General features: G+C 63.9%; 23 protein-coding genes and 1 pseudogene. 13 read left to right on the top strand and 11 right to left on the bottom strand.

Annotated features, from left to right (window positions below; genetic code table 11):
• Positions 1-19 precede the first annotated feature (19 nt).
• The 3 genes from FJ423_RS08515 to FJ423_RS08525 all read right to left on the bottom strand — a co-directional run bounded on the left by FJ423_RS08515 (position 20) and on the right by FJ423_RS08525 (position 2,794).
• Positions 20-442, bottom strand: a complete 423-nt coding sequence (locus FJ423_RS08515) for a DoxX family protein (protein ID WP_140840770.1) — start codon at positions 440-442, stop codon at positions 20-22.
• Between the two features lie 210 nt (positions 443-652).
• A complete protein-coding gene (gene fumC / locus FJ423_RS08520) occupies positions 653-2,050 on the bottom strand; it encodes a class II fumarate hydratase (protein ID WP_140840772.1) in 1,398 nt (465 codons plus the stop codon).
• 261 nt (positions 2,051-2,311) lie between these two features.
• Complete coding sequence (locus FJ423_RS08525; RefSeq protein ID WP_348642883.1) at positions 2,312-2,794, bottom strand: cupin domain-containing protein; 483 nt, start codon at positions 2,792-2,794, stop codon at positions 2,312-2,314.
• A 102-nt stretch (positions 2,795-2,896) separates the two neighbouring features.
• Here FJ423_RS08525 and FJ423_RS08530 point away from each other — a divergent pair, with 102 nt between their 5' ends.
• A complete protein-coding gene (locus tag FJ423_RS08530) occupies positions 2,897-3,868 on the top strand; it encodes a LysR family transcriptional regulator (RefSeq protein ID WP_140840776.1) in 972 nt (323 codons plus the stop codon).
• Positions 3,869-3,941: 73 nt separating this feature from the next.
• Here FJ423_RS08530 and betI read toward each other — a convergent pair whose 3' ends face one another.
• The gene (betI, locus tag FJ423_RS08535; protein WP_140840778.1) at positions 3,942-4,592 is read right to left on the bottom strand and encodes a transcriptional regulator BetI; all 651 of its coding nucleotides are present in this window, start codon (positions 4,590-4,592) and stop codon (positions 3,942-3,944) included.
• Between the two features lie 84 nt (positions 4,593-4,676).
• Here betI and choX point away from each other — a divergent pair, with 84 nt between their 5' ends.
• Together choX and FJ423_RS08545 are read left to right on the top strand one after the other, a co-directional pair.
• Positions 4,677-5,615, top strand: a complete 939-nt coding sequence (gene choX, locus FJ423_RS08540) for a choline ABC transporter substrate-binding protein (protein ID WP_140840780.1) — start codon at positions 4,677-4,679, stop codon at positions 5,613-5,615.
• A complete protein-coding gene (locus FJ423_RS08545; protein WP_181174748.1) occupies positions 5,612-6,448 on the top strand; it encodes an alpha/beta hydrolase in 837 nt (278 codons plus the stop codon). The genes choX and FJ423_RS08545 overlap by 4 nt, the downstream gene beginning before the upstream one ends.
• Here FJ423_RS08545 and FJ423_RS08550 read toward each other — a convergent pair whose 3' ends face one another.
• Entirely contained in the window at positions 6,449-7,207 is a 759-nt protein-coding gene (locus FJ423_RS08550; protein WP_140840782.1) for an NIPSNAP family protein, read from the bottom strand.
• A gap of 227 nt (positions 7,208-7,434) precedes the next feature.
• Here FJ423_RS08550 and FJ423_RS08555 point away from each other — a divergent pair, with 227 nt between their 5' ends.
• Positions 7,435-8,082, top strand: a complete 648-nt coding sequence (locus FJ423_RS08555) for a TetR/AcrR family transcriptional regulator (protein ID WP_140840784.1) — start codon at positions 7,435-7,437, stop codon at positions 8,080-8,082.
• A gap of 50 nt (positions 8,083-8,132) precedes the next feature.
• Positions 8,133-9,257 carry a metallophosphoesterase gene (locus tag FJ423_RS08560; protein WP_140840786.1) on the top strand — a complete coding sequence of 375 codons (1,125 nt, stop codon included), beginning with the start codon at positions 8,133-8,135 and terminating at the stop codon, positions 9,255-9,257.
• Between the two features lie 76 nt (positions 9,258-9,333).
• Here FJ423_RS08560 and FJ423_RS08565 read toward each other — a convergent pair.
• A pseudogene (locus FJ423_RS08565) lies at positions 9,334-9,468 on the bottom strand (CsbD family protein).
• A gap of 164 nt (positions 9,469-9,632) precedes the next feature.
• On the opposite strand from FJ423_RS08565, the gene FJ423_RS08570 reads away from it, so the two are divergent.
• From FJ423_RS08570 to FJ423_RS08595, 7 genes are all read left to right on the top strand, one after another.
• Positions 9,633-10,292, top strand: a complete 660-nt coding sequence (locus FJ423_RS08570) for a glutathione S-transferase family protein (protein ID WP_140840788.1) — start codon at positions 9,633-9,635, stop codon at positions 10,290-10,292.
• A gap of 104 nt (positions 10,293-10,396) precedes the next feature.
• The gene (locus FJ423_RS08575) at positions 10,397-11,152 is read left to right on the top strand and encodes an SDR family NAD(P)-dependent oxidoreductase (protein WP_140840790.1); all 756 of its coding nucleotides are present in this window, start codon (positions 10,397-10,399) and stop codon (positions 11,150-11,152) included.
• A gap of 370 nt (positions 11,153-11,522) precedes the next feature.
• The gene (locus FJ423_RS08580) at positions 11,523-11,930 is read left to right on the top strand and encodes a hypothetical protein (protein ID WP_140841070.1); all 408 of its coding nucleotides are present in this window, start codon (positions 11,523-11,525) and stop codon (positions 11,928-11,930) included.
• Between the two features lies 1 nt (position 11,931).
• Entirely contained in the window at positions 11,932-12,090 is a 159-nt protein-coding gene (locus FJ423_RS33490) for a hypothetical protein (RefSeq protein ID WP_181174749.1), read from the top strand.
• Between the two features lie 44 nt (positions 12,091-12,134).
• A complete protein-coding gene (locus FJ423_RS08585; protein WP_140841072.1) occupies positions 12,135-12,473 on the top strand; it encodes a YkgJ family cysteine cluster protein in 339 nt (112 codons plus the stop codon).
• Positions 12,474-12,573: 100 nt separating this feature from the next.
• A complete protein-coding gene (locus FJ423_RS08590) occupies positions 12,574-13,185 on the top strand; it encodes a LysE family translocator (RefSeq protein ID WP_140840792.1) in 612 nt (203 codons plus the stop codon).
• Positions 13,186-13,304: 119 nt separating this feature from the next.
• Positions 13,305-13,703 (top strand): RidA family protein, encoded by a 399-nt coding sequence (locus tag FJ423_RS08595; protein ID WP_140840794.1) that lies wholly within the window; start codon positions 13,305-13,307, stop codon positions 13,701-13,703.
• On the opposite strand, the gene FJ423_RS08600 is transcribed toward FJ423_RS08595, so the two are convergent.
• The 3 genes from FJ423_RS08600 to FJ423_RS08610 are packed head-to-tail and all read right to left on the bottom strand — an operon-like array spanning position 13,700 to position 15,588.
• Entirely contained in the window at positions 13,700-14,086 is a 387-nt protein-coding gene (locus tag FJ423_RS08600) for a nuclear transport factor 2 family protein (protein ID WP_140840796.1), read from the bottom strand. The genes FJ423_RS08595 and FJ423_RS08600 overlap by 4 nt on opposite strands.
• A 19-nt stretch (positions 14,087-14,105) precedes the next feature.
• Complete coding sequence (locus FJ423_RS08605) at positions 14,106-14,540, bottom strand: OsmC family protein (protein ID WP_140840798.1); 435 nt, start codon at positions 14,538-14,540, stop codon at positions 14,106-14,108.
• Between the two features lie 37 nt (positions 14,541-14,577).
• Entirely contained in the window at positions 14,578-15,588 is a 1,011-nt protein-coding gene (locus FJ423_RS08610; protein WP_140840800.1) for an NAD(P)-dependent alcohol dehydrogenase, read from the bottom strand.
• 114 nt (positions 15,589-15,702) lie between these two features.
• Here FJ423_RS08610 and FJ423_RS08615 point away from each other — a divergent pair, with 114 nt between their 5' ends.
• The gene (locus FJ423_RS08615; RefSeq protein ID WP_140840802.1) at positions 15,703-16,311 is read left to right on the top strand and encodes a TetR/AcrR family transcriptional regulator; all 609 of its coding nucleotides are present in this window, start codon (positions 15,703-15,705) and stop codon (positions 16,309-16,311) included.
• Between the two features lie 77 nt (positions 16,312-16,388).
• On the opposite strand, the gene groL is transcribed toward FJ423_RS08615, so the two are convergent.
• Both groL and groES read right to left on the bottom strand, forming a co-directional pair.
• Positions 16,389-18,044, bottom strand: a complete 1,656-nt coding sequence (gene groL, locus FJ423_RS08620) for a chaperonin GroEL (protein ID WP_095768453.1) — start codon at positions 18,042-18,044, stop codon at positions 16,389-16,391.
• 63 nt (positions 18,045-18,107) lie between these two features.
• Positions 18,108-18,404 (bottom strand): co-chaperone GroES, encoded by a 297-nt coding sequence (gene groES / locus FJ423_RS08625; protein WP_010915433.1) that lies wholly within the window; start codon positions 18,402-18,404, stop codon positions 18,108-18,110.
• Between the last annotated feature and the right edge of the window lie 76 nt (positions 18,405-18,480).

Here is an 18,480-nt window from a genome sequence, read left to right on the forward strand (position 1 = left end):
CAGTATGGGAGGAAAAAGATCAGCCGCGCTTGGCGTCGATCGAATAGGCGCCGGCGCCGGAGGAGGCGAGCAGGATGAAGCCGCCGGTGATGGCGAGGTTCTTGAGGAACTGGATCATCTGCATCTGGTCGGCCCAGCCGGTGTGAGCGACTAGCCCAGTGGCGATCGTGAAGATGGCGAGCACCCAGGCAGCGATCCGGGTCTGGAAGCCGACGAGAATGGCAAGGCCGCCAAGCAGCTCGATCAGCCCAACAACGACGGCCGTTACGGTCGGCACCGGCAGGCCGAGAGCGCCGAAATAGCCGGCGGTGCCGGAAATCGCTGTGAGCTTGCCGAAGCCGGAAAGCAGGAAGATGACGGCAAGCAGGACGCGACCCAACAGGATTGTCGTGGAGCTGGTGGATGTTGCGCCGTTGCCGGCGACGGAAGAGTTGATGGACATGGCGGTTCTCCGAACGGTTGAATGGCCCGTCAGATAAACGATAGAGACTGTTCACCAGAAGCCGCCTATGTGGCGACACATTGTTCACAGAATCTTCATTCTTAGATTACCCGGCGGGCGCGAAATTCATGTCGCGAGAATCGGCAGTGAGAGCAAATTCTCCCACTGCAAAATGGCTCGTCCGCTTCTTCCTAAGAAGAGATGCAATCGTCAGCCCGGATGCGTCATGTCCTCTGGCCGCACCAGCCGATCGTAATCGGCTTCGCTGACCAGCCCGGTGGCCAAGGCCTCCTCGCGCAAGGTCGTGCCGTTCTTGTGCGCGGTCTTGGCGATCTTGGCGGCGTTGTCGTAGCCGATGGTCGGCGCTAGCGCCGTCACCAGCATCAGCGAGCGCTCGAGCGCGGCCTTGATGTTGTCCTCGCGCGCCTCGATGCCGACCACGCAATTGTCGGTGAAGGAGACGGAAGCATCGGCCAGCAGCTGCACCGACTGCAGGAAATTGTAAGCCATCAGCGGGTTGTAGACGTTGAGCTCGAAATGGCCCTGGCTGCCGGCGAAGGCAAGTGCTGCATTGTTGCCGAACACCTGCACGCAGACCTGCGTCAGCGCCTCGCACTGGGTCGGGTTGACCTTGCCCGGCATGATCGAGGAGCCCGGTTCGTTTTCCGGCAGCGAGAGCTCGCCGAGACCCGACCGCGGGCCGGAGCCGAGCAGGCGGATGTCGTTGGCGATCTTGAACAGCGCCGCGGCCGCCGCGTTGATGGCACCATGCGAGAACACCATGGAATCATGCGCCGCCAGCGCCTCGAACTTGTTCGGGGCAGTGACGAAGGCGATGCCGGTGATGGCGGCGATACGGTCCGCCACCTTTTCCGCGAAGCCGACCGGCGCGTTGAGGCCCGTGCCGACGGCGGTGCCGCCCTGCGCCAGCTCCTGCAAACCGGGCAGCGTCAGCTCGATGCGCTTGATCGAGGAGGCGACCTGCGCGGCATAGCCGGAAAATTCCTGGCCGAGGGTCAGCGGCGTGGCGTCCTGGGTATGGGTGCGGCCGATTTTGATGATATGGTTGAAGGCGCGGGCCTTGGCGCCGAGCGCCTTGTGCAAATGGTGCAGTGCTGGGATCAAGTGGTGCGCGACCCGCTCGGCGCAGGCGATATGCATGGCCGTCGGATAGGTGTCGTTGGACGACTGGCTCATATTGACGTGGTCGTTCGGATGCACCGGCTTCTTCGAGCCCATCACCCCGCCGAGCATCTCGATCGCCCGGTTGGAGATCACCTCATTGGCATTCATGTTGGACTGCGTGCCCGAGCCCGTCTGCCAAACCACCAGCGGGAAATGATCGTTAAGCTTGCCGTCGATCACTTCCTGCGCCGCCTCGACGATCGCTTTGCCGATGACCGGATCGAGCCGTTTCATCTCCATGTTCACTTCGGCCGCGGCGCGCTTGACGATGCCGAGCGCGCGCACGATCGAAGCCGGTTGCTTCTCCCAGCCGATCTTGAAATTGCCCAGCGAACGCTGCGCCTGCGCGCCCCAATAGCGGTCGGCCGCCACCTCTATGGGGCCGAACGTATCGGTTTCGGTTCTGGTCTTTTCAGCGCTCACGGCAAGTCTCCGTCTGTCGATTTGGGCAAGGGCGTATCGCGTTGCACAAACCGCTTCAAGCGGAGATTGCGGTCGGGGAAGATGCAAATCGGTTGAAGGGCGCGCCTCTTCCTTCTCCCCTTGTGGGAGAAGGTGTCGCCGAAGGCGACGGATGAGGGGTGTTCCAGGGAAAGCCAGCGTCTCACTCCGCTGGAACACCCCTCATCCGTCTCGGCGCTATCGCGCCGATCCACCTTCTCCCACAAGGGGAGAAGGAAAGGCTCACCCCAGCGGCGGCCCGACAATATCGATGCCGTTCTCGGCGCACAGGCTCGTCAACACCTCAATCATCTCCGGCGTCGGCGCTGCCGCCGGCGGCAGTTCGGCTCGCTCCGCAGGGCGACTAGCCTTGCGCACCATCGTCTCGAAATCCGAACCGCGCGTGACGGTGAGCGTATGGGCGCCTTCGAGAGACTCGACCTTGTAAGTGTGCGGCAGGCCTTTCGGAGCGAGCACCGTTTCGCCGGCGCCGGCAAGCCGCTCGCGGCCGTCGACGACAAAACGTATCCGGCCTTCGAGGATATGAAACACCTCGTCCTCATTGCGGTGCACGTGCAGCGGCGCGGAATCGCCGTAGGGCTGGCGGTGCTCGATGATGCAGATGCCGTCCTCGCCGTCGGCCGACGAAAGCTGGATGGCAACGAGCGTGTTGTTGAACCAGAGGAGTTCCTTGCCTGCGATCGTCGTGTTGATCATTGTCATCATTGCTCTCGCTTGTTGAGTGCCGACAAAGCGGCTTCGACGGCGACCTAAGCAAGGATGAGCCGGTAATGGAAATCGAATGATCGTATGGGGCGGATTGATGCGATGAATTTGAACGCGCTCGACCTCAATCTGGTGAGGGTGCTCGACGCGCTGCTGCGCGAGAAGAGCGTGACGCGCGCCGGCGAGCAGATCGGCCTCAGCCAGCCGGCTGTTAGCGCCGCGCTCAACCGCCTGCGCCATGCGCTCAACGACCAACTCTTCGTGCGCCGCGGCAACGACATGGTGCCGACGCCTCGCGCCGAAAGCCTCGCGGAGCCGGTGCGTGCAGCGCTGCGCGAGATCGAGCGCGCCTTTCAGCCGGCGACCGATTTCGATCCGGCAAGGCTGGAACGGACCTTCACCTTCATGGGCGCGGATTTCTTCTCCATGCTTCTTATGCCGCCCTTCGCCGCGCGCATTGCGGCGGTGGCGCCCGGCGTATCGTTCCGTTTCCTCGACAGCGCCATCGGCGACGTCTCGAAGCTGTTGCAGGACGATCGGATCGACCTTGCGCTGGAGCGCCCGCTGGAGGTCGCGGAGTGGGTCTCAAGCGTGGCGCTGTTCGGCTCGCCCTTCGCCATTGTCGCGGCGAAGGACAATGCGGCACTCGGCCAGGCCGGCATCGCCGAGGGCGAAGAGGTGCCACTCGACCTGTTCTGCGCGCTGCCGCATGCGCTGCGCTCCATCGATGGATCGATGTCGGGCTTCACCGACGATGCGCTGGGCAGGATGGGCCGGGCGCGTCGCGTCATGCTTGCTTTGCCGCACTTCCAGGCCGTCGCGCTAGCCGTGGCGAACGGGCCTTATCTGGCTGCGGTTCCAACGCAGTTCGCTGTAGCGGCGGCAAAATCCCTGCCGATCGGCATCTATCGGGCGCCGATCCCGATACCATCGCCGGCGGTCAGAATGTACTGGCACGCCCGCCGCGATGATGAGCCGCCGCATCGCTGGATCCGCGAGCAGATACTCGATGAGGTGGGAACGCTCGGCTTCAAGGACTGGGACGGCACCGCAAGTGCTCTCCGGGGGGTATAGCTGCCGTTGGAGCGGGAGTGCAGCGCTGAGCAACGCGGACGGTCAAGCGCGGGAGCGATCGCCGGTATGAACCTTATCCGGCTGAGGCTAACCCGACCGGGGCGGGCTGGCGCAGGCCCAGCCGGCCCGCGACGAAATCCTTGACCTGGCGCACGGCCTGTTCGCGCGTGACGCTGCCCGGCTGCAGGCCGAGCCTGAGCCACAGCCCGTCGATCAAAGCGGTGACGCCAAGCACGATCTCGTCGGCCAGTTCCGGCGAAGCGAGGCCGCGCAGGCCGGACAAGAGGTTCGAGCGCATGCGCGCGTGGATGACTTTCTGGATGCGCGCCAGCTTCTCGTCGCGCGGCACCTCGGCGCAGAGCGACAGCCATGCGTGGCAAAGCGGCGGCAGGAACAAATGCTCCTCGAAATTGCCTTCGATCACGGCGTCCAGCCGTTCCATCGGCGTTCGCGCCCGCTGAAGCCGGGCGACGACGGCGTGACAGAGCACGGCGTTCGCCTCGCGCATGGCGTGCTCGAAAAGCTCCTGCTTGTTGCGGAAATAATGCAGCACGATGCCCTTCGAGGCGCCGGCCTGGGCCGCGACCTTTTCCAGCGTCGCGCCGGCGATGCCTTCGCGCTCCAGCACCGCGAAGGCCGCCTGCCGCAGTTCCTTGCGGCGTATGTCGCTGAGACGCGTGAGTTTCACCGGACCGATCCATGCATGGCGAATCCACGTTGACATTTTCGTCCGCTCAGATCAATGATTGACCAATGGGACAATAAAATGACCACAGGGTCAAAAAACGATTGAAAGAGGAGAACCGGAATGTTGCGCATGCTTGCGAGAGGCGTCTGTGTCGCGGCGCTAATGGCGGCTTCCCAGGCGGCCGGCGCCGCCGAAGCCGAAGGCTGCAAAGCGGTTCGCATGGCCGAACCCGGCTGGAACGATCTCGCCTTCACCACGGGTGTGACCAAGGTGCTGCTCCAGGCGCTTGGCTACGAGCCGCAAAGCGAGGTGCTTGGCATCAACGTCATCTATGAAGGGATGAAGAACAAAGACCTCGACCTGTTCCTCGGCTACTGGGATCCTGCGATGGTCACCTACTACGAGCCCTACAAGAAGGACGGTTCGATCGAGAATGTGCGCGTCAACCTGGTCGGCGCCAAATACACGTTCGCCGTGCCGACGTATGTCTGGGATGCCGGCGTCAAGGACCTGTCGGACCTGCACAAATTCGCCGACAAGTTCGGCAAGAAGATGTACGGCATAGAGCCCGGATCCAATCAGCTCATGATGGATGCCATTGCCGATCCGCAATATGGTCTGGATGGCTGGCAGGTGGTCGAATCGAGCGAAGCCGGCATGCTCTCGGAGGTCGGCTACGAGATCAAGGAGAAGCAGTTCATCGTCTTCCAGGGTTGGGCGCCGCACCCGATGAACACGATGTACGACTTCAAGTACCTGACCGGCGGCGACAAGTTCTTCGGCCCGAATTTCGGCGCCGCCACCGTGACGACCCAGGTGCGCAAGGGTTTCCTGCAGGAATGCCCCAACGTCGCGCAGTTCCTGAAGAACCTTGCCTTCGACATCGACATGGAAAATGTCGGTATGGGCTATCTCATCAATGACGGCATGAAGCCGGAGGATGGGGCGCTGAAGTCGATCACCCTGCACAAGGATCGGCTCGATGCGTGGCTCGCCGGCGTCACCACCTTTGACGGCAAGCCCGGCCTTGCCGCGGTCAAGGAAAAGCTCGGACTGTGAGGCCGGCGTTATCGGAGCCTGGGGAGCAGGGCATCGAGCAGACCGCATGGTCCGGCGGCAAGCGGGTTGTCGATGTCGGCGGCCTCGACCTGGCCTATGTCGAGCTCGCCGGTGCGGAGCCGCCGCTGCTGCTGATTCACGGCTTCACCGACACCAGCCGCAGTTTTTCTCTGCTGACGCCGCATCTTTCCGGGCGCCGGCTGATCATGCCCGATCTGCGTGGCCACGGCGCCTCGAATGCGGGCGAGGGGTGCAGTGTCGTCGATTTCGCTGAGGACATTGCCGGGCTGATCCGGCGCTTGCGGCTCGACCGGCCGGTCGTCGTCGGACATTCGCTGGGCGGCATGGTGTCGATCGCGCTGGCCGCGCAATATCCGGAACTGATCGGTGGGATGGTGATCCTGGCCAGCACGCTGAAGCCCGATTTCGGATCGGATCACCAGCTGATCGACGGCGTGGCGGCCTTGCGCGACCCGATCTCGCCGGTCGATCCCTTCTATGATTGGTGGCATGCCTGCCGGCCGGGCGTGCCGCGGGCTTTTCTCGCCGGCCTGGCGAAAGACGCGTCCGCGATTCCCGCGGCGCGCTGGCGCGCCATTCTCGAGGAAATCCGCCGCACCGATCTGACCGCCGCGGCGCGCGCCGTGCAGGCCCCGACGCTGATCATCGCAGGCGGGCGCGATCCGCTTTTTGGCGAAGCGCATCAGCGGGCGATGGCAGGGGCGCTGGCCGGATCGCGCCTGGTGTGGGCACAGGATTGCGGCCACAACCCGCATTGGGAAGATCCGGCCTTTGTCGCCGAGGCAATAGCCGGCATGTTGTCGGCAGCGTGACTATCGCAACAGCGACCGGGCCGTGGGCGTCAGGCGCAACGTCTCGGTCGGCTTCGTCGAAACAGCTTGCAGGGTTTCGCGAACCACCTGCCATTCCGGCGAAGCGGCGAGAGCGGCCTGATGGCCCGCGTGGGCATCGCCATCATCGAAACCGGTAATGGCGATGAAGACATTTTCGCCGACCCGCACGGGCAGCCGAGGAAATGTGTTTTCGGAACGCTCGCTGACGAAGGCGCCACGCAGCCGGGCGCCGTTTGCCGCAAGCAACGGAACGGCCTCAGCCTGGAAGCGTTCGGCAAAGCCGGCCTCGGCACCTGGCCGCAAATGGTGAATCGAAATCTCAACAAAGCCGGGCAACCGGCTCCCATTGCTCATGGTTTCGGCCTCGGTGGCTGTCGGCCGCTGCAACCCTGACAGGTCGAACCCCGCGCCCCGCCAAGCCGGTTTGAGCAGCAACACGTCGTCGGAATCGATCATCGTCGCATTGGCGGCATCGCGATGCGCTGCCCACACCGGGCCGCCATAGAAGGCGCTCAGCGCGTCCTTTCTCGTTTCCATGTCCTCAAAACCGCGCAGCCAGACGAACATGTCGGGGCGGTCGAGATCGCGGAACTGTCCGATGACGGTCATGCCCGTCGCTTCCTGCGTTTCGACGAGCTCCCGCTCGAACAGCGCGATCAGCGTTTCGCGCTGTCCGGGCTTCAGCGTGTATTGCCGAAGCTCGACGACGGGCGAAGCAAGGCGGGAAGGTCGGTTCATGGCCAGAATCTCAAAACAGGGTGATCGTCCTGTTTATAAACAAACCGGTTGTCCTGTTTTGTCAATCTGCTATCTTCTTCCCTTCTCCCCTTGTGGGAGAAGGTGGATCGGCGCGCAGCGCCGAGACGGATGAAGGGTGGGTGACGGATCGCCGTCATTGCCAAGCTGGAGCACCCCTCATTCGTCGCCTTCGGCGACACCTTCTCCCACAAGGGGAGAAGGCGGAGATGGCGATAGGCAAAAAGCGCACCAACGATCCGGAAGGCATGCGCCGGCGCGTCCTCGACGTGGCGGAAGGCGCCTTCCAGGCGCGCGGCTATCACGCCTCGAGCCTTGGCGATCTGATGGCGGCGGCCGGTGTCACCGGCGGCGCGCTGCACCACCATTTCCCGACCAAGAAGGCGCTGGCGCTCGCAGTGATCGAGGAACGAGTGGCGGCGGCGGTCCAGGAGACCTGGATCGACCCGATGCTGGCGGCGTCATCGGCCCGCGAAGGCGTGCGGGCCGTGTTCGAGGCGGTGGCTGCGGAGCTAGAGCGACAGGGCTATGTCCGCGGCTGTCCGCTCAACAATCTCGCGCATGAACTGTCGCTGGCCGACGACGAGTTTCGCCTGGCGCTTGCCAAGATTTTCGCCGGCTGGCGGAGGGCGATCGCCGACAAGATCCGAGCCGACCAGCAGGACGGCGGGGAGGGTGGGACCGATCCCGACCGCTTCGCCGCGCTTGCGGTGGCTGCTTATTCCGGCGCCATGTCGATGGCCAAGACATCGCAGGATGCCGGGGTGTTGCTGGAGTGCTTGACGGGGCTGGAAAGCGTGCATCCGTCTTCGGGCGGATTGGCAACGAGACGACGCCGCAGGGTGTTGTTGCGATAAATGCTGTCAGGACAGAGGGAGTCGGTCCGAGGGTGTTTAATCGGGTGACGATGAATCGCTCTTCGCCAGCAACCGTTTCGCGCCGCGTCTTCATCGCCGGAGGTCTCGCTGCTGCCGGCGCGCTGCCTCGCGTCGCCTTCGGCCAGACCGGCAGGCGCATCCAGCCGATCGACGCCACTTTCCTCTTCATCGCCGATATTCATGCCTGCCGCATGGCGAACGGGCTCAGTCCCAACTGCCTGCAGGAAGGCAAGACCGATGCAGCACTTCTGCGCAACGTCGCGGCCTTGAACGCGATTGCCGACAAGAAGTGGCCGGCCGAGATCGACGGCGTTGCCACCGGCCTGCATTCGGCCGGCACCCGCATCGGCACGCCGCTCGGCCTCGTCACCGGCGGCGATATCACCGACGATGGCGGCGGCCAGGTCACCGAGCCCAGCGAAGGCACGCAGCTTCTGCAGTTCTCCAAGCGCTATCAGGAAGGTGTCGGGCCGGACCGGATCCACATCCCGGTCTATGTCGGACTCGGCAATCATGATCTCGACCAGAACGGCTCGCCGCCGCACGTCGATTGGTATCGCCGCGAATTGCGCGATTATGTCGAGGTCAACCATCGTCCCGGCGTGTTCTTCAAGCCGCCGGTGCCCGCTACCGAATACGACGTCGATACCGACTGCTATTCCTGGGACTGGGGCGGCCTGCATCTCGTCCAGATGCACCGCTTCGCCGGCGATACCGGCCATGGCGCGCCAAGCAGCCTGCCTTGGCTGAAGCAGGACCTCGCCACTTATGCCGGCGACGGCCGGCCGGTCATCCTGTTCCAGCATTATGGCTGGGACTCTTTCTCTACGGAGCGCTGGGATCCGCTGAAACGCACCTATGATGACGATGGCTCCGGTCGCCCGCATTGGTGGGGCGAGACCGACCGCCAGGCGCTGGTGACCGCGATCAAGGGCTACAATGTGATTGCCGTCTTCCACGGCCACCAGCACGAAGTGCCGATGATCTACCAGCGTGACGGGCTCGACATCATCAAGCCGAAGGCCGCCTTTTTAGGGGGCTTCGCCTTGGCGCGGGTGACGGCCGGCAACATGGATGTGGCATTGGGCGAGGCGGTCGGCGATCACGGCGAGATCGTCTTCACCAATGCCTTGGCCAAGCAATTCCAGACATGAAAGGCCGCCTCCTGGCTGACTCTTGCGACCAAAACCAGAAGACCTTACGGACCTTATCCACGTCGCCACAGGTCTTCTACACCTTGCCGGCGAGCTTGTCGGCGGCGCTTCAGATCTGGGTTAGCCGGTTGCCGGTGGCCTTGCCGGCCGCCGGCTTGACCGAACCCTTCATTTGCTTGGCAATGCCGGCGACCTGATCCCTGTTCACCATGCGCGCATGTCCTGGGTCTGGATGGGAGCCGGATGCGAGAACCGCATCCGGCAGCCAAACGGACGCAGAGATTTTGGTCCCGCAAGCCGGCGTTGCGACAATGACTTTCGGCTCGAAGGTGAAGCGGCTAGGTTGGCCGCAGCCTGCATGAGGAGAGGTCGGTCTTGACTGAATTCACCCTTTATATCGGCAACAAGTGCTTTTCCTCATGGTCGCTGCGGCCATGGGTGGCGATGAAGCACCTGGATATCCCTTTTGAGGAAGGCTTCGTGCGGCTGCGCACGCCCGAGACCGCGGCCAACCTCGCCAAGGTGTCGCCGACCGGCCTCGTGCCGGTCTTGAATCACAATGGAAGGATTGTCTGGGAAACGCTTGCCATCCTTGAATATCTGGCCGATCTCTATCCGGAAAAAAGGCTCTGGCCGACCGATCTCGGCGCCCGTCAACTGGCGCGCTCGGTGGCAACGGAAATGCATTCGGGCTTCCGCGAGGTCCGCTACGGCTGGCCGATGAACCTGCGCCGGCCGAAATCCCATAAGCCGCTCGATGCCGAGGGCGAGGCGCAGCGGGCGAGGATCGAAGCGATCTGGCGCCAGTGCCGCGAGCAATATGGCGAAGGCGGCCCGTTCCTGTTCGGCCATTTCACCGCGGCCGATGCCATGTATGCGCCGGTGGTGACGCGCTTCGACACCTATGGCGGCGAACTGGCGCCCGTCACCCGCGCCTATGTCGACGCGATATTGGCGACGCCCGCGATGCGGCACTGGTATGCGGAAGCCGCCAGGGAGCCATGGCCGGAGCCCGGGCCGCACGAACAGGATTGAGTGCGGGCCGGCTCGGCAATTGCTTCGACTGCTCTGATGGGGGCCTTCAAGCCCCGGCGGCGCGGCCTATGTGAAGGGGCGGGCCGGGCTCCTGGAGATTTCTCATGACAACCGCAAATTCACTACTCACGGGCAAAGCCGCGCTCGTCACCGGCGCTTCGTCCGGCATCGGCGAGGCCACCGCCGCGGTCCTTGCCGCGGCCGGCGCGAAAGTCGCAGTCGCCGCCCGTCGTGCCGATCGCCTCGAAGCATTGGTTGCTCGCATCGAACAGGCCGATGGCGTCGCGCTCACCATTGAAGCCGACATCGCCAAGCCCGGCGACATCACCGCTATGGTCGACAAGGTCGTATCCGAATGGGGACGGCTCGATATCCTCGTCAACAATGCCGGCGTCATGCTGCTTGCTCCTGCGGCCGAAGCCGATCTAGATGACTGGCGCCAGATGATCGAGCTCAACCTTATCGGTCTGATGGCGACCACCAAGGCGGCGCTGCCGCACCTGAAGGCTTCAAAGGGTCATATCGTCAACGTCTCCTCGGTCGCCGGCCGGGTCGCAAATCCCGGCGCCAGCGGCTATGCGGCGACAAAGTTCGGGGTGGTGGCTTTTTCGGAATCGCTGCGCCGCGAGGTCTATGCCGATAAGGTGCGCGTCACCGTCGTCGAGCCGGGCCTTGTGCGTACCGAGCTCGGCGATCATATCACCAACGTGCAATCCAAGGCCGGACTCGAACACCGTCTCGCCACGATGGAAGCGCTGACCGCGGAAGACATTGCGAACGCGATTTTCTATGCCGTCAGCCAGCCGCCGAGGGTCAATGTCAACGAGATACTTATCCGTCCGACCGATCAGGAGCGGTGAACAATAGAAAACGCCTCTCGCGCTTGTTATGGCGCGGGAGGCGCTTTTGCCGTCAACCGTTCTCGATTGCTCGTGAATTGCTGACGGCTTGAGTGAAAACGGCCCGCCACGACATTGGTTCCGCAGCCGACGAATTTTTTGCCCTTTTTTGCGGATAGCCCCAACGTCCGCCGCGATGTGATAAGGATGCTGCAAGGCCAGGGATGCGGACGTCCGCAATTTAATCCGACGCCAATGTTGCTTTGTGCGTGGTCATGGCCGAAAGACGCTCTGCCATTTCGGCATCAACCTGCGGGCAGGAGAAGATTTTGACCGCTAGCTCGAATGAATCATGTGGGCAGGCTTTGCCGAAACCGGCAGGCGCACGCTGATGGCCGCCAAACGCGTGCCATCTACGCCGATCGCCGCCGATGCGACCATCGCCGATATGGTCGACACCCTCGACAAGCCGATCGAATATGTTCGCCGAGTGCTGGAAAGGCTCGAACGCTGCAAGCGCGCGCATGGCGATGCTCAGGTGCGCGTTGGCGTGCGCGGCCGCGCCGAAGCCCCGAACTATCTGATCGAGTATGTACGGGAAGACGCCAAGACCCATCAACGCACCAGCTATCAGGATGCCGCCTACAGCGGCAGCACGCATCGTGAGCTGGCGCGGCACCACATCGAGGACGCCAGGAACTGGTCGCCCGAGGAAATGAACATCACGGCGGTCTCGGCGCTGATCGGCCGCTTGCGCAATCCGAATGCGCCATCATCGCGCTTTTCTGACGAGGACTGACATGGCCATAAAATTCTCCGCCAAGGACCAGCCGGCAGCTCCGCCCGCCGCGGCCAAGCCAGCCAAGCCGGCGGCAAAGCCGGATGCGCCCGCAGAGGTTGCGACCGATCTGTTCAAGTCGCCGGCCGAAGCGCCGCCGCGCAAGACCAGGAAGAAGTAGCGCCCTTGCCGCAGGACGGCGGTCGCACAGCCGGGCCGCTCGGCCTGCTCGGTCAGCCCTCTGTGTCTGTCGACGAGGATGGCGGCGCGGTCGCCGTCTTCGACTGTCAGAGCTGCGGCGCCTGCTGCTCCTACTCGGCGGACTGGCCGCGCTTTTCGACCGAGGAGGATGAGCAGCTCGACCGCATCCCGGCCGAGCTGGTAGCGGCCGACCAGTCCGGCATGCGCTGCGAGGGCGGCCGATGCTCGGCGCTCACCGGCGAGGTGGGCAAGCACACGGCCTGCGGCATCTACGAGCTGCGCCCCGACGTCTGCCGGGCCTGCATGCCCGGCGGCGGCGACTGCCTGATGGCGAGGGCGGCGCATGGGCTGGCGGTCAGCTAGTTTCCTTGCCCCCGCATCGCGGGGCGAGGAAAAGCGCCCCGCTTGCCCTGTTGCACGCCTCCCGGTACCTTCCCGCCGGGCAGGGCAGCGGAGGAAATCCATGAGCATTGAATTCCTGTTGACGTCGTTGATCATCGTGGCTTCGCCCGGCACCGGCGTCATTTACACGCTTGGCGCCGGCCTCTCGCGCGGCGCGCGCGCCTCCATTATCGCGGCCTTCGCCTGCACGCTTGGCATCATCCCACATATGGCGGCCGCCATCACCGGCCTGGCCGCAGTGCTGCACACAAGCGCCGTCGCCTTCGAGACGCTGAAATATCTCGGTGTCGCCTATCTGCTCTACATGGCCTGGAACACATTGAAGGAAAAAGGCGGCCTCAGCATCGACGAGGACGCCGCGCCGCGCTCGACCGCCAGAACGATCACCTCGGGCATCCTGATCAACATCCTGAACCCGAAACTGTCGATCTTCTTCTTTGCCTTCCTGCCACAATTCGTCAGCACCACCGAGCCGCACGCGCTGCCCAAGATGCTGGAGCTCTCCGGCGTCTTCATGCTGATGACGTTCGTCGTCTTCGCCATCTACGGCGTCTTCGCGGCATCGGTGCGCAGCCATATCGTGTCGCGGCCGAAGGTGCTGACATGGATGCGCCGCAGCTTTGCCGCCGCGTTCGTCATGCTCGGCGCGAAGCTGGCGCTTGCCGATCGGTAGCCTTTGGCGCCTGCCCTCTACATAGCCCATGCCGCCTCGGGGGAGCTTTGGGCTGATGAGGCTCGAGAGATCCAGAAATCCGAGGAAGGCCGGAAATCCGAGTAAGAAAGGCGGTCGCAATGACGCTTGAATGCATCAATCCCCAGGATCTGCCGAAGCCTGACACATACAGCCAAGTTGTCGTGGCGAAGGGCAGCAGGCTGATATTTATCGCCGGCCAGGAACCTGAAGACCTAGACGGCAAGCTTGTCGGCGAAGGTGATTTCACGGCTCAAACGCGCCAGGTGTTCGCCAATCTCGGTCGGGCTATTGCCGCCGCAGGCGCCCGTCCCAACGACGTGGCGAAGATCATGATCTACGTCGTCGACTATCGGCTCGATGACCATTACCCGATCATCGATGCCGCCCGCGTGGCTCTGTTCGGGGACCACAAGCCGGCCAACGTGGTGTTGGGAGTGGCCAGCCTGTCGCCTGGATATCTGATCGAGGTCGATGCGGTTGCGGTGGTCGACGCCTAGCCTTTCACGTAGCCCATCGCCTCGACGATTTGCCGATCCGCGACGCGCATCAAGTTGACGCCGCGCAGAGACCTGCCGTCGGCCATCCAGAAGCGCCAGCGGATCGTGGCGCGGTCGCCGGCGACGAACGTCTCTTCGATATCGAAGCGGGTACCGGGTCCGGTAGCGATCGCCGACCACAATTCGACGCAAGCCGCCTTGCCGGTGCGGCGGGCGCCGTCGGGCGCCGGCGTGGTGTTCTCGATCACGCAGTCCTGCGCCACCAGTTCGTTCAGTGCCGAAGGGTCGTGGCGCTGGAAGACGTCGTTGTAGCGCCGCATGATTTCCGCCGTCTCGGCGGAGCGTTTGGCCGCGGCGATGTCGATGATGTGTTCATGGGTCATTTGATCTTCTCCTGTCGTTTCATTGAGCTGCGAGGCTCGCCTTGAGCGTGATGGTGGCGACGCCCGCCAGCGCGCGCGAGACGAGACAGGCCGCCTTGGCCTTTTGCGCCAGCCGCTCGAAATCCTCGGCCGATATGCCGGCGATGCGCGCCTGAGTTTCGAGCTCGATGCGGGTGATCGTCGGCCCGGCCGTGGTCGCGCCGAGATGCACCTTGGCGATGGTGTGGATGCTCTCGGCCGTGTGGCCTTCGGCGCCGAGAATGGCGGTGAGCGCCATCGAAAAGCAGCCGGCATGGGCGGCCGCAATCAGCTCTTCCGGATTGGTGCCTGGGCCGTTCTCGAAGCGCGACGGGAAGGAATAGGCGCCTTCGAAAACGCCGCTGCCCAGCCGCAGCCGGCCGGATCCTTCCTTGAGCGTTCCTTGCCATTGGGCGGAGGCTTCGCGGATTGTCATGGCTGATCTCCTATCTGGTTTTGCGGAAAAGCGGCGATCACGCGCCGTCGATGACGACCTTGCCGAAGACGTCGCCCAGCTGGAAATGGCGGTAAGCCTCGCGCGCCTCGGCGAACGGGAAGACCTTGTCGATGATCGGTCTCAGCCGGTGCGTGGCGACCGCGGCAAGCATCGTCTCGAGCCCGTTGCGGCTGCCGACAAAGAGACGGGCGATGGTAACCAGGCTGCGCTGATAGACGGCGCCCGGAATCTCGACCGACTTGCCGTTGCGGTCCTGCACGGTGAGCAGCACGATGCGCCCTTGAAGCGTGCTGGCGATCAGCGATTGCGCAAAGGTCGCCGGGCCGCCGGTTTCGACGACCATGTCGATGCCGACGGTCGCCTCGCGCAGCTTCATGCCCCATTCCGGTGTCTCGGCTGCCGCGACGACGAGGTCGGCGCCGAGCGCCCGCAGCCTGTCGGTCTTCTCCGCCCGCGAGGTGACAGCGGCCACACGGCAGCCCATGAGCTTGGCGAACTGCAAGGCAAACAACGCAACACCACCTGAGCCAATGGTGAGAACCCATTGACCCGGCTTCGGAATCTCGGCGTGCGTCAGCGCGCTCCAGGCGGTCAGCCCGGCGCAGGTGAAGGTCGCAGCCTCCTGCCAGGAAAGATGGTCCGGCAGTCGCACCGCCCATTGCTCGTCAAGCAGCGCATATTCGCCCAGCACGCCGTCCAGTGTGCAGCCGAGCTGGTCGATCACGCCCGGATGGATGCGGCCGTCGATCCAGCGCGCGAAATAGCTGCCGGTGATGCGGTCGCCGACGGCAAAGCGAGTGACGCCGTCGCCGGCGGCCACGACTTCGCCGGCACCGTCGCTCAGCGGCACGATGCCCGCGCGGGGTGCCAAAGGATAGGTGCCGTTAAGGATCATCGTGTCCCGGCGGTTAAGCGAGGCGGCGCGCACTCGTACCAGGATCTGGTTTGCACCCGGCTTGAGCAGCGCTTCCTTGCGCATGACCAGTCCCTCGATGTCGCCGAATTCCTCGAGCCGGTATGTCCGCATTTTTGCCTCCGGTATATGTAGACCGATTTACATATTATGTAGACCGATTGTCATATTCAGGGCAAGTCCTATAATGCGCGCTCCTGACAAAGGTTGACATTTTGAGAGGTCGACGTGGCGACTGACACACGCACCCGCATGATCGAGGCGACGGCGCTGCTCATCCGCAAGCGCGGCTATCACGGCACGTCGCTGAACGACATTCTAAGCGCCAGCGCAGCACCGCGCGGCTCGCTCTATTTCCATTTCCCGGGCGGCAAGGACCAACTGGTCGTCGAGGTGACGCGCGCCAGTGTTGCCGACGTGACGGAGCGGCTGGGCGTCGCGCTGTTGGAGGAAAGCGATCCCGCCGTTGCCGTTCACCACATCTATCAGTCGGTGGCCCGCATGCTGGAGGAGAACGAATTCTCGCTCGGCTGTCCTGTCGCGCCGGTGGTGCTCGATGCGCCGAACGATGTGCCGGACCTGGTTGAAATCTGCCGCTCGGCCTTCGAGCAGTGGATCGGACTGCTGCGGCAGGCATTCGTCAGGGCAGGGGTGCCGGAGCGGCGCGCTCAGGCGCTGGCCCTGCTGGTCGAATCCTCGCTGGAAGGCCTGATGGTGATCGCCCGCGCCACCCGCGACCGTGCCCCGGTCCAGGCGGTTGCCGACGAGGTCGCTGCGCTGGTCGAGCAGGCGGTGCTGGCTGGCAAGGCGACACGGCAGGCGGAGAGTGCCGCCTGAGGACTCGGATTTGATCCATGCAAAACAAAAAGGGCGCCTTTCGGCGCCCTTTCCGTATCAGTGATGGGTCAGACTTCTTAGAAGTCCATGCCGCCCATGCCGCCCATGCCGCCGCCGCCCATGCCGCCAGGCATGCCGCCGCCAGCCGACTCCTTCTTCGGAGCTTCGGCGATCATGGCTTCGGTCGTGACGAGCAGGCCGGCGACCGAGGCCGCGTCCTGGAGAGCCGTGCGCACGACCTTGACCGGGTCGACGATGCCCATGGCGATCATGTCGCCATACTCGCCGGTCTGGGCGTTGTAGCCGAAGGTCGCGCCCTTGTTGTCGAGGATCTTGCCAGCGACGATCGAGGCTTCCGCACCGGCGTTGGCCGCGATCTGGCGGGCCGGAGCCTGCAGCGCGCGACGCACGATGTTGATGCCGGCGGCCTGGTCGGAGTTGGCGCCGGTGGCCTTGAGGTTGCCCGAAGCGCGCAGGAGCGCAACGCCGCCGCCGGCGACGATGCCTTCTTCCACGGCCGCGCGGGTCGCGTTCAGGGCGTCATCGACGCGGTCCTTCTTTTCCTTGACTTCCACTTCGGTCGCACCGCCGACGCGGATCACGGCAACGCCGCCGGCGAGCTTCGCCAGACGTTCCTGCAGCTTCTCCTTGTCGTAGTCCGAGGTGGTCTCCTCGATCTGCTGCTTGATCTGGGCGACGCGGCCCTGGATCTCGGCCTTCTTGCCGGCGCCATCGACGATGGTGGTGTTCTCCTTGGAGATCGACACCTTCTTGGCGCGGCCGAGCATGTTGAGGCCGACATTCTCAAGCTTGATGCCGAGGTCTTCCGAGATGACCTGGCCGCCGGTGAGGATGGCGATGTCTTCCAGCATGGCCTTGCGGCGATCGCCGAAGCCCGGCGCCTTGACGGCGGCGATCTTCAGGCCGCCGCGCAGCTTGTTGACGACCAGCGTGGCCAGAGCCTCGCCTTCGACGTCTTCCGAGATGATGAGCAGCGGCTTCGAGGTCTGGACGACGGCTTCCAGGACCGGCAGCATGGCCTGCAGGTTAGACAGCTTCTTCTCGTGCAGCAGGATGTAGGCGTCCTCGAGATCGGCGACCATCTTGTCAGCGTTGGTGACGAAGTAGGGCGACAGGTAGCCGCGGTCGAACTGCATGCCTTCGACGACTTCCAGCTCGGTCTCGGCGGTCTTGGCTTCCTCGACGGTGATGACGCCTTCGTTGCCGACCTTCTGCATCGCTTCCGCGATCATCTTGCCAACCGACTCGTCGCCATTGGCCGAGATCGTGCCGACCTGGGCGACTTCCTCGGAAGTCTTGATCTTCTTGGCGGCCTTGCCGAGCGCCGTGACGACTTCGGTGACGGCGAGGTCGATGCCGCGCTTCAGGTCCATCGGGTTCATGCCGGCGGCGACCGCCTTGTGGCCTTCCTGGACGATCGACTGCGCCAGAACCGTTGCGGTCGTGGTGCCGTCGCCGGCGATGTCGTTGGTCTTCGAAGCGACTTCGCGGACCATCTGGGCGCCCATGTTCTCGAACTTGTCCTCAAGCTCGATTTCCTTGGCGACGGTGACGCCGTCCTTGGTGATGCGCGGGGCGCCGAACGACTTGTCGATGACGACGTTGCGGCCCTTGGGGCCGAGGGTGACCTTCACCGCGTCGGCGAGGATGTTGACACCGCGCAGCATGCGCTCACGGGCATCGCGGGAGAATTTTACGTCTTTGGCAGCCATGTTTTAGCTCCTGGCAGGGGCTCAGGAAGAGCCCGAAGATGAAGATTCAGGTGAGGCCGATGATCAGCCGATGATGCCCATGATGTCGGATTCCTTCATGATCAGAAGGTCTTCGCCATTGAGCTTGACTTCAGTGCCCGACCACTTGCCGAACAGGATGCGGTCGCCGGCCTTGACGTCCAGCGGCACGAGCTTGCCGCTTTCGTCGCGGGCGCCGGAGCCGACGGCGATGATCTCGCCTTCCTGCGGCTTCTCCTTCGCCGTATCCGGGATGATGATCCCGCCGGCGGTCTTGGATTCGGATTCGACCCGGCGAACGACCACGCGGTCATGAAGCGGGCGGAACTTGGACTTTGCCATGTTTTCTTCCTCGAATGAGAACGGTGAGAACTGTTCCTCCATCCGGCGAGGCCGCCGGATATAAGTTAGCACTCAC

Source organism: Mesorhizobium sp. B2-8-9 (assembly GCF_006439475.1).
Taxonomy (GTDB): Bacteria; Pseudomonadota; Alphaproteobacteria; order Rhizobiales; family Rhizobiaceae; genus Mesorhizobium.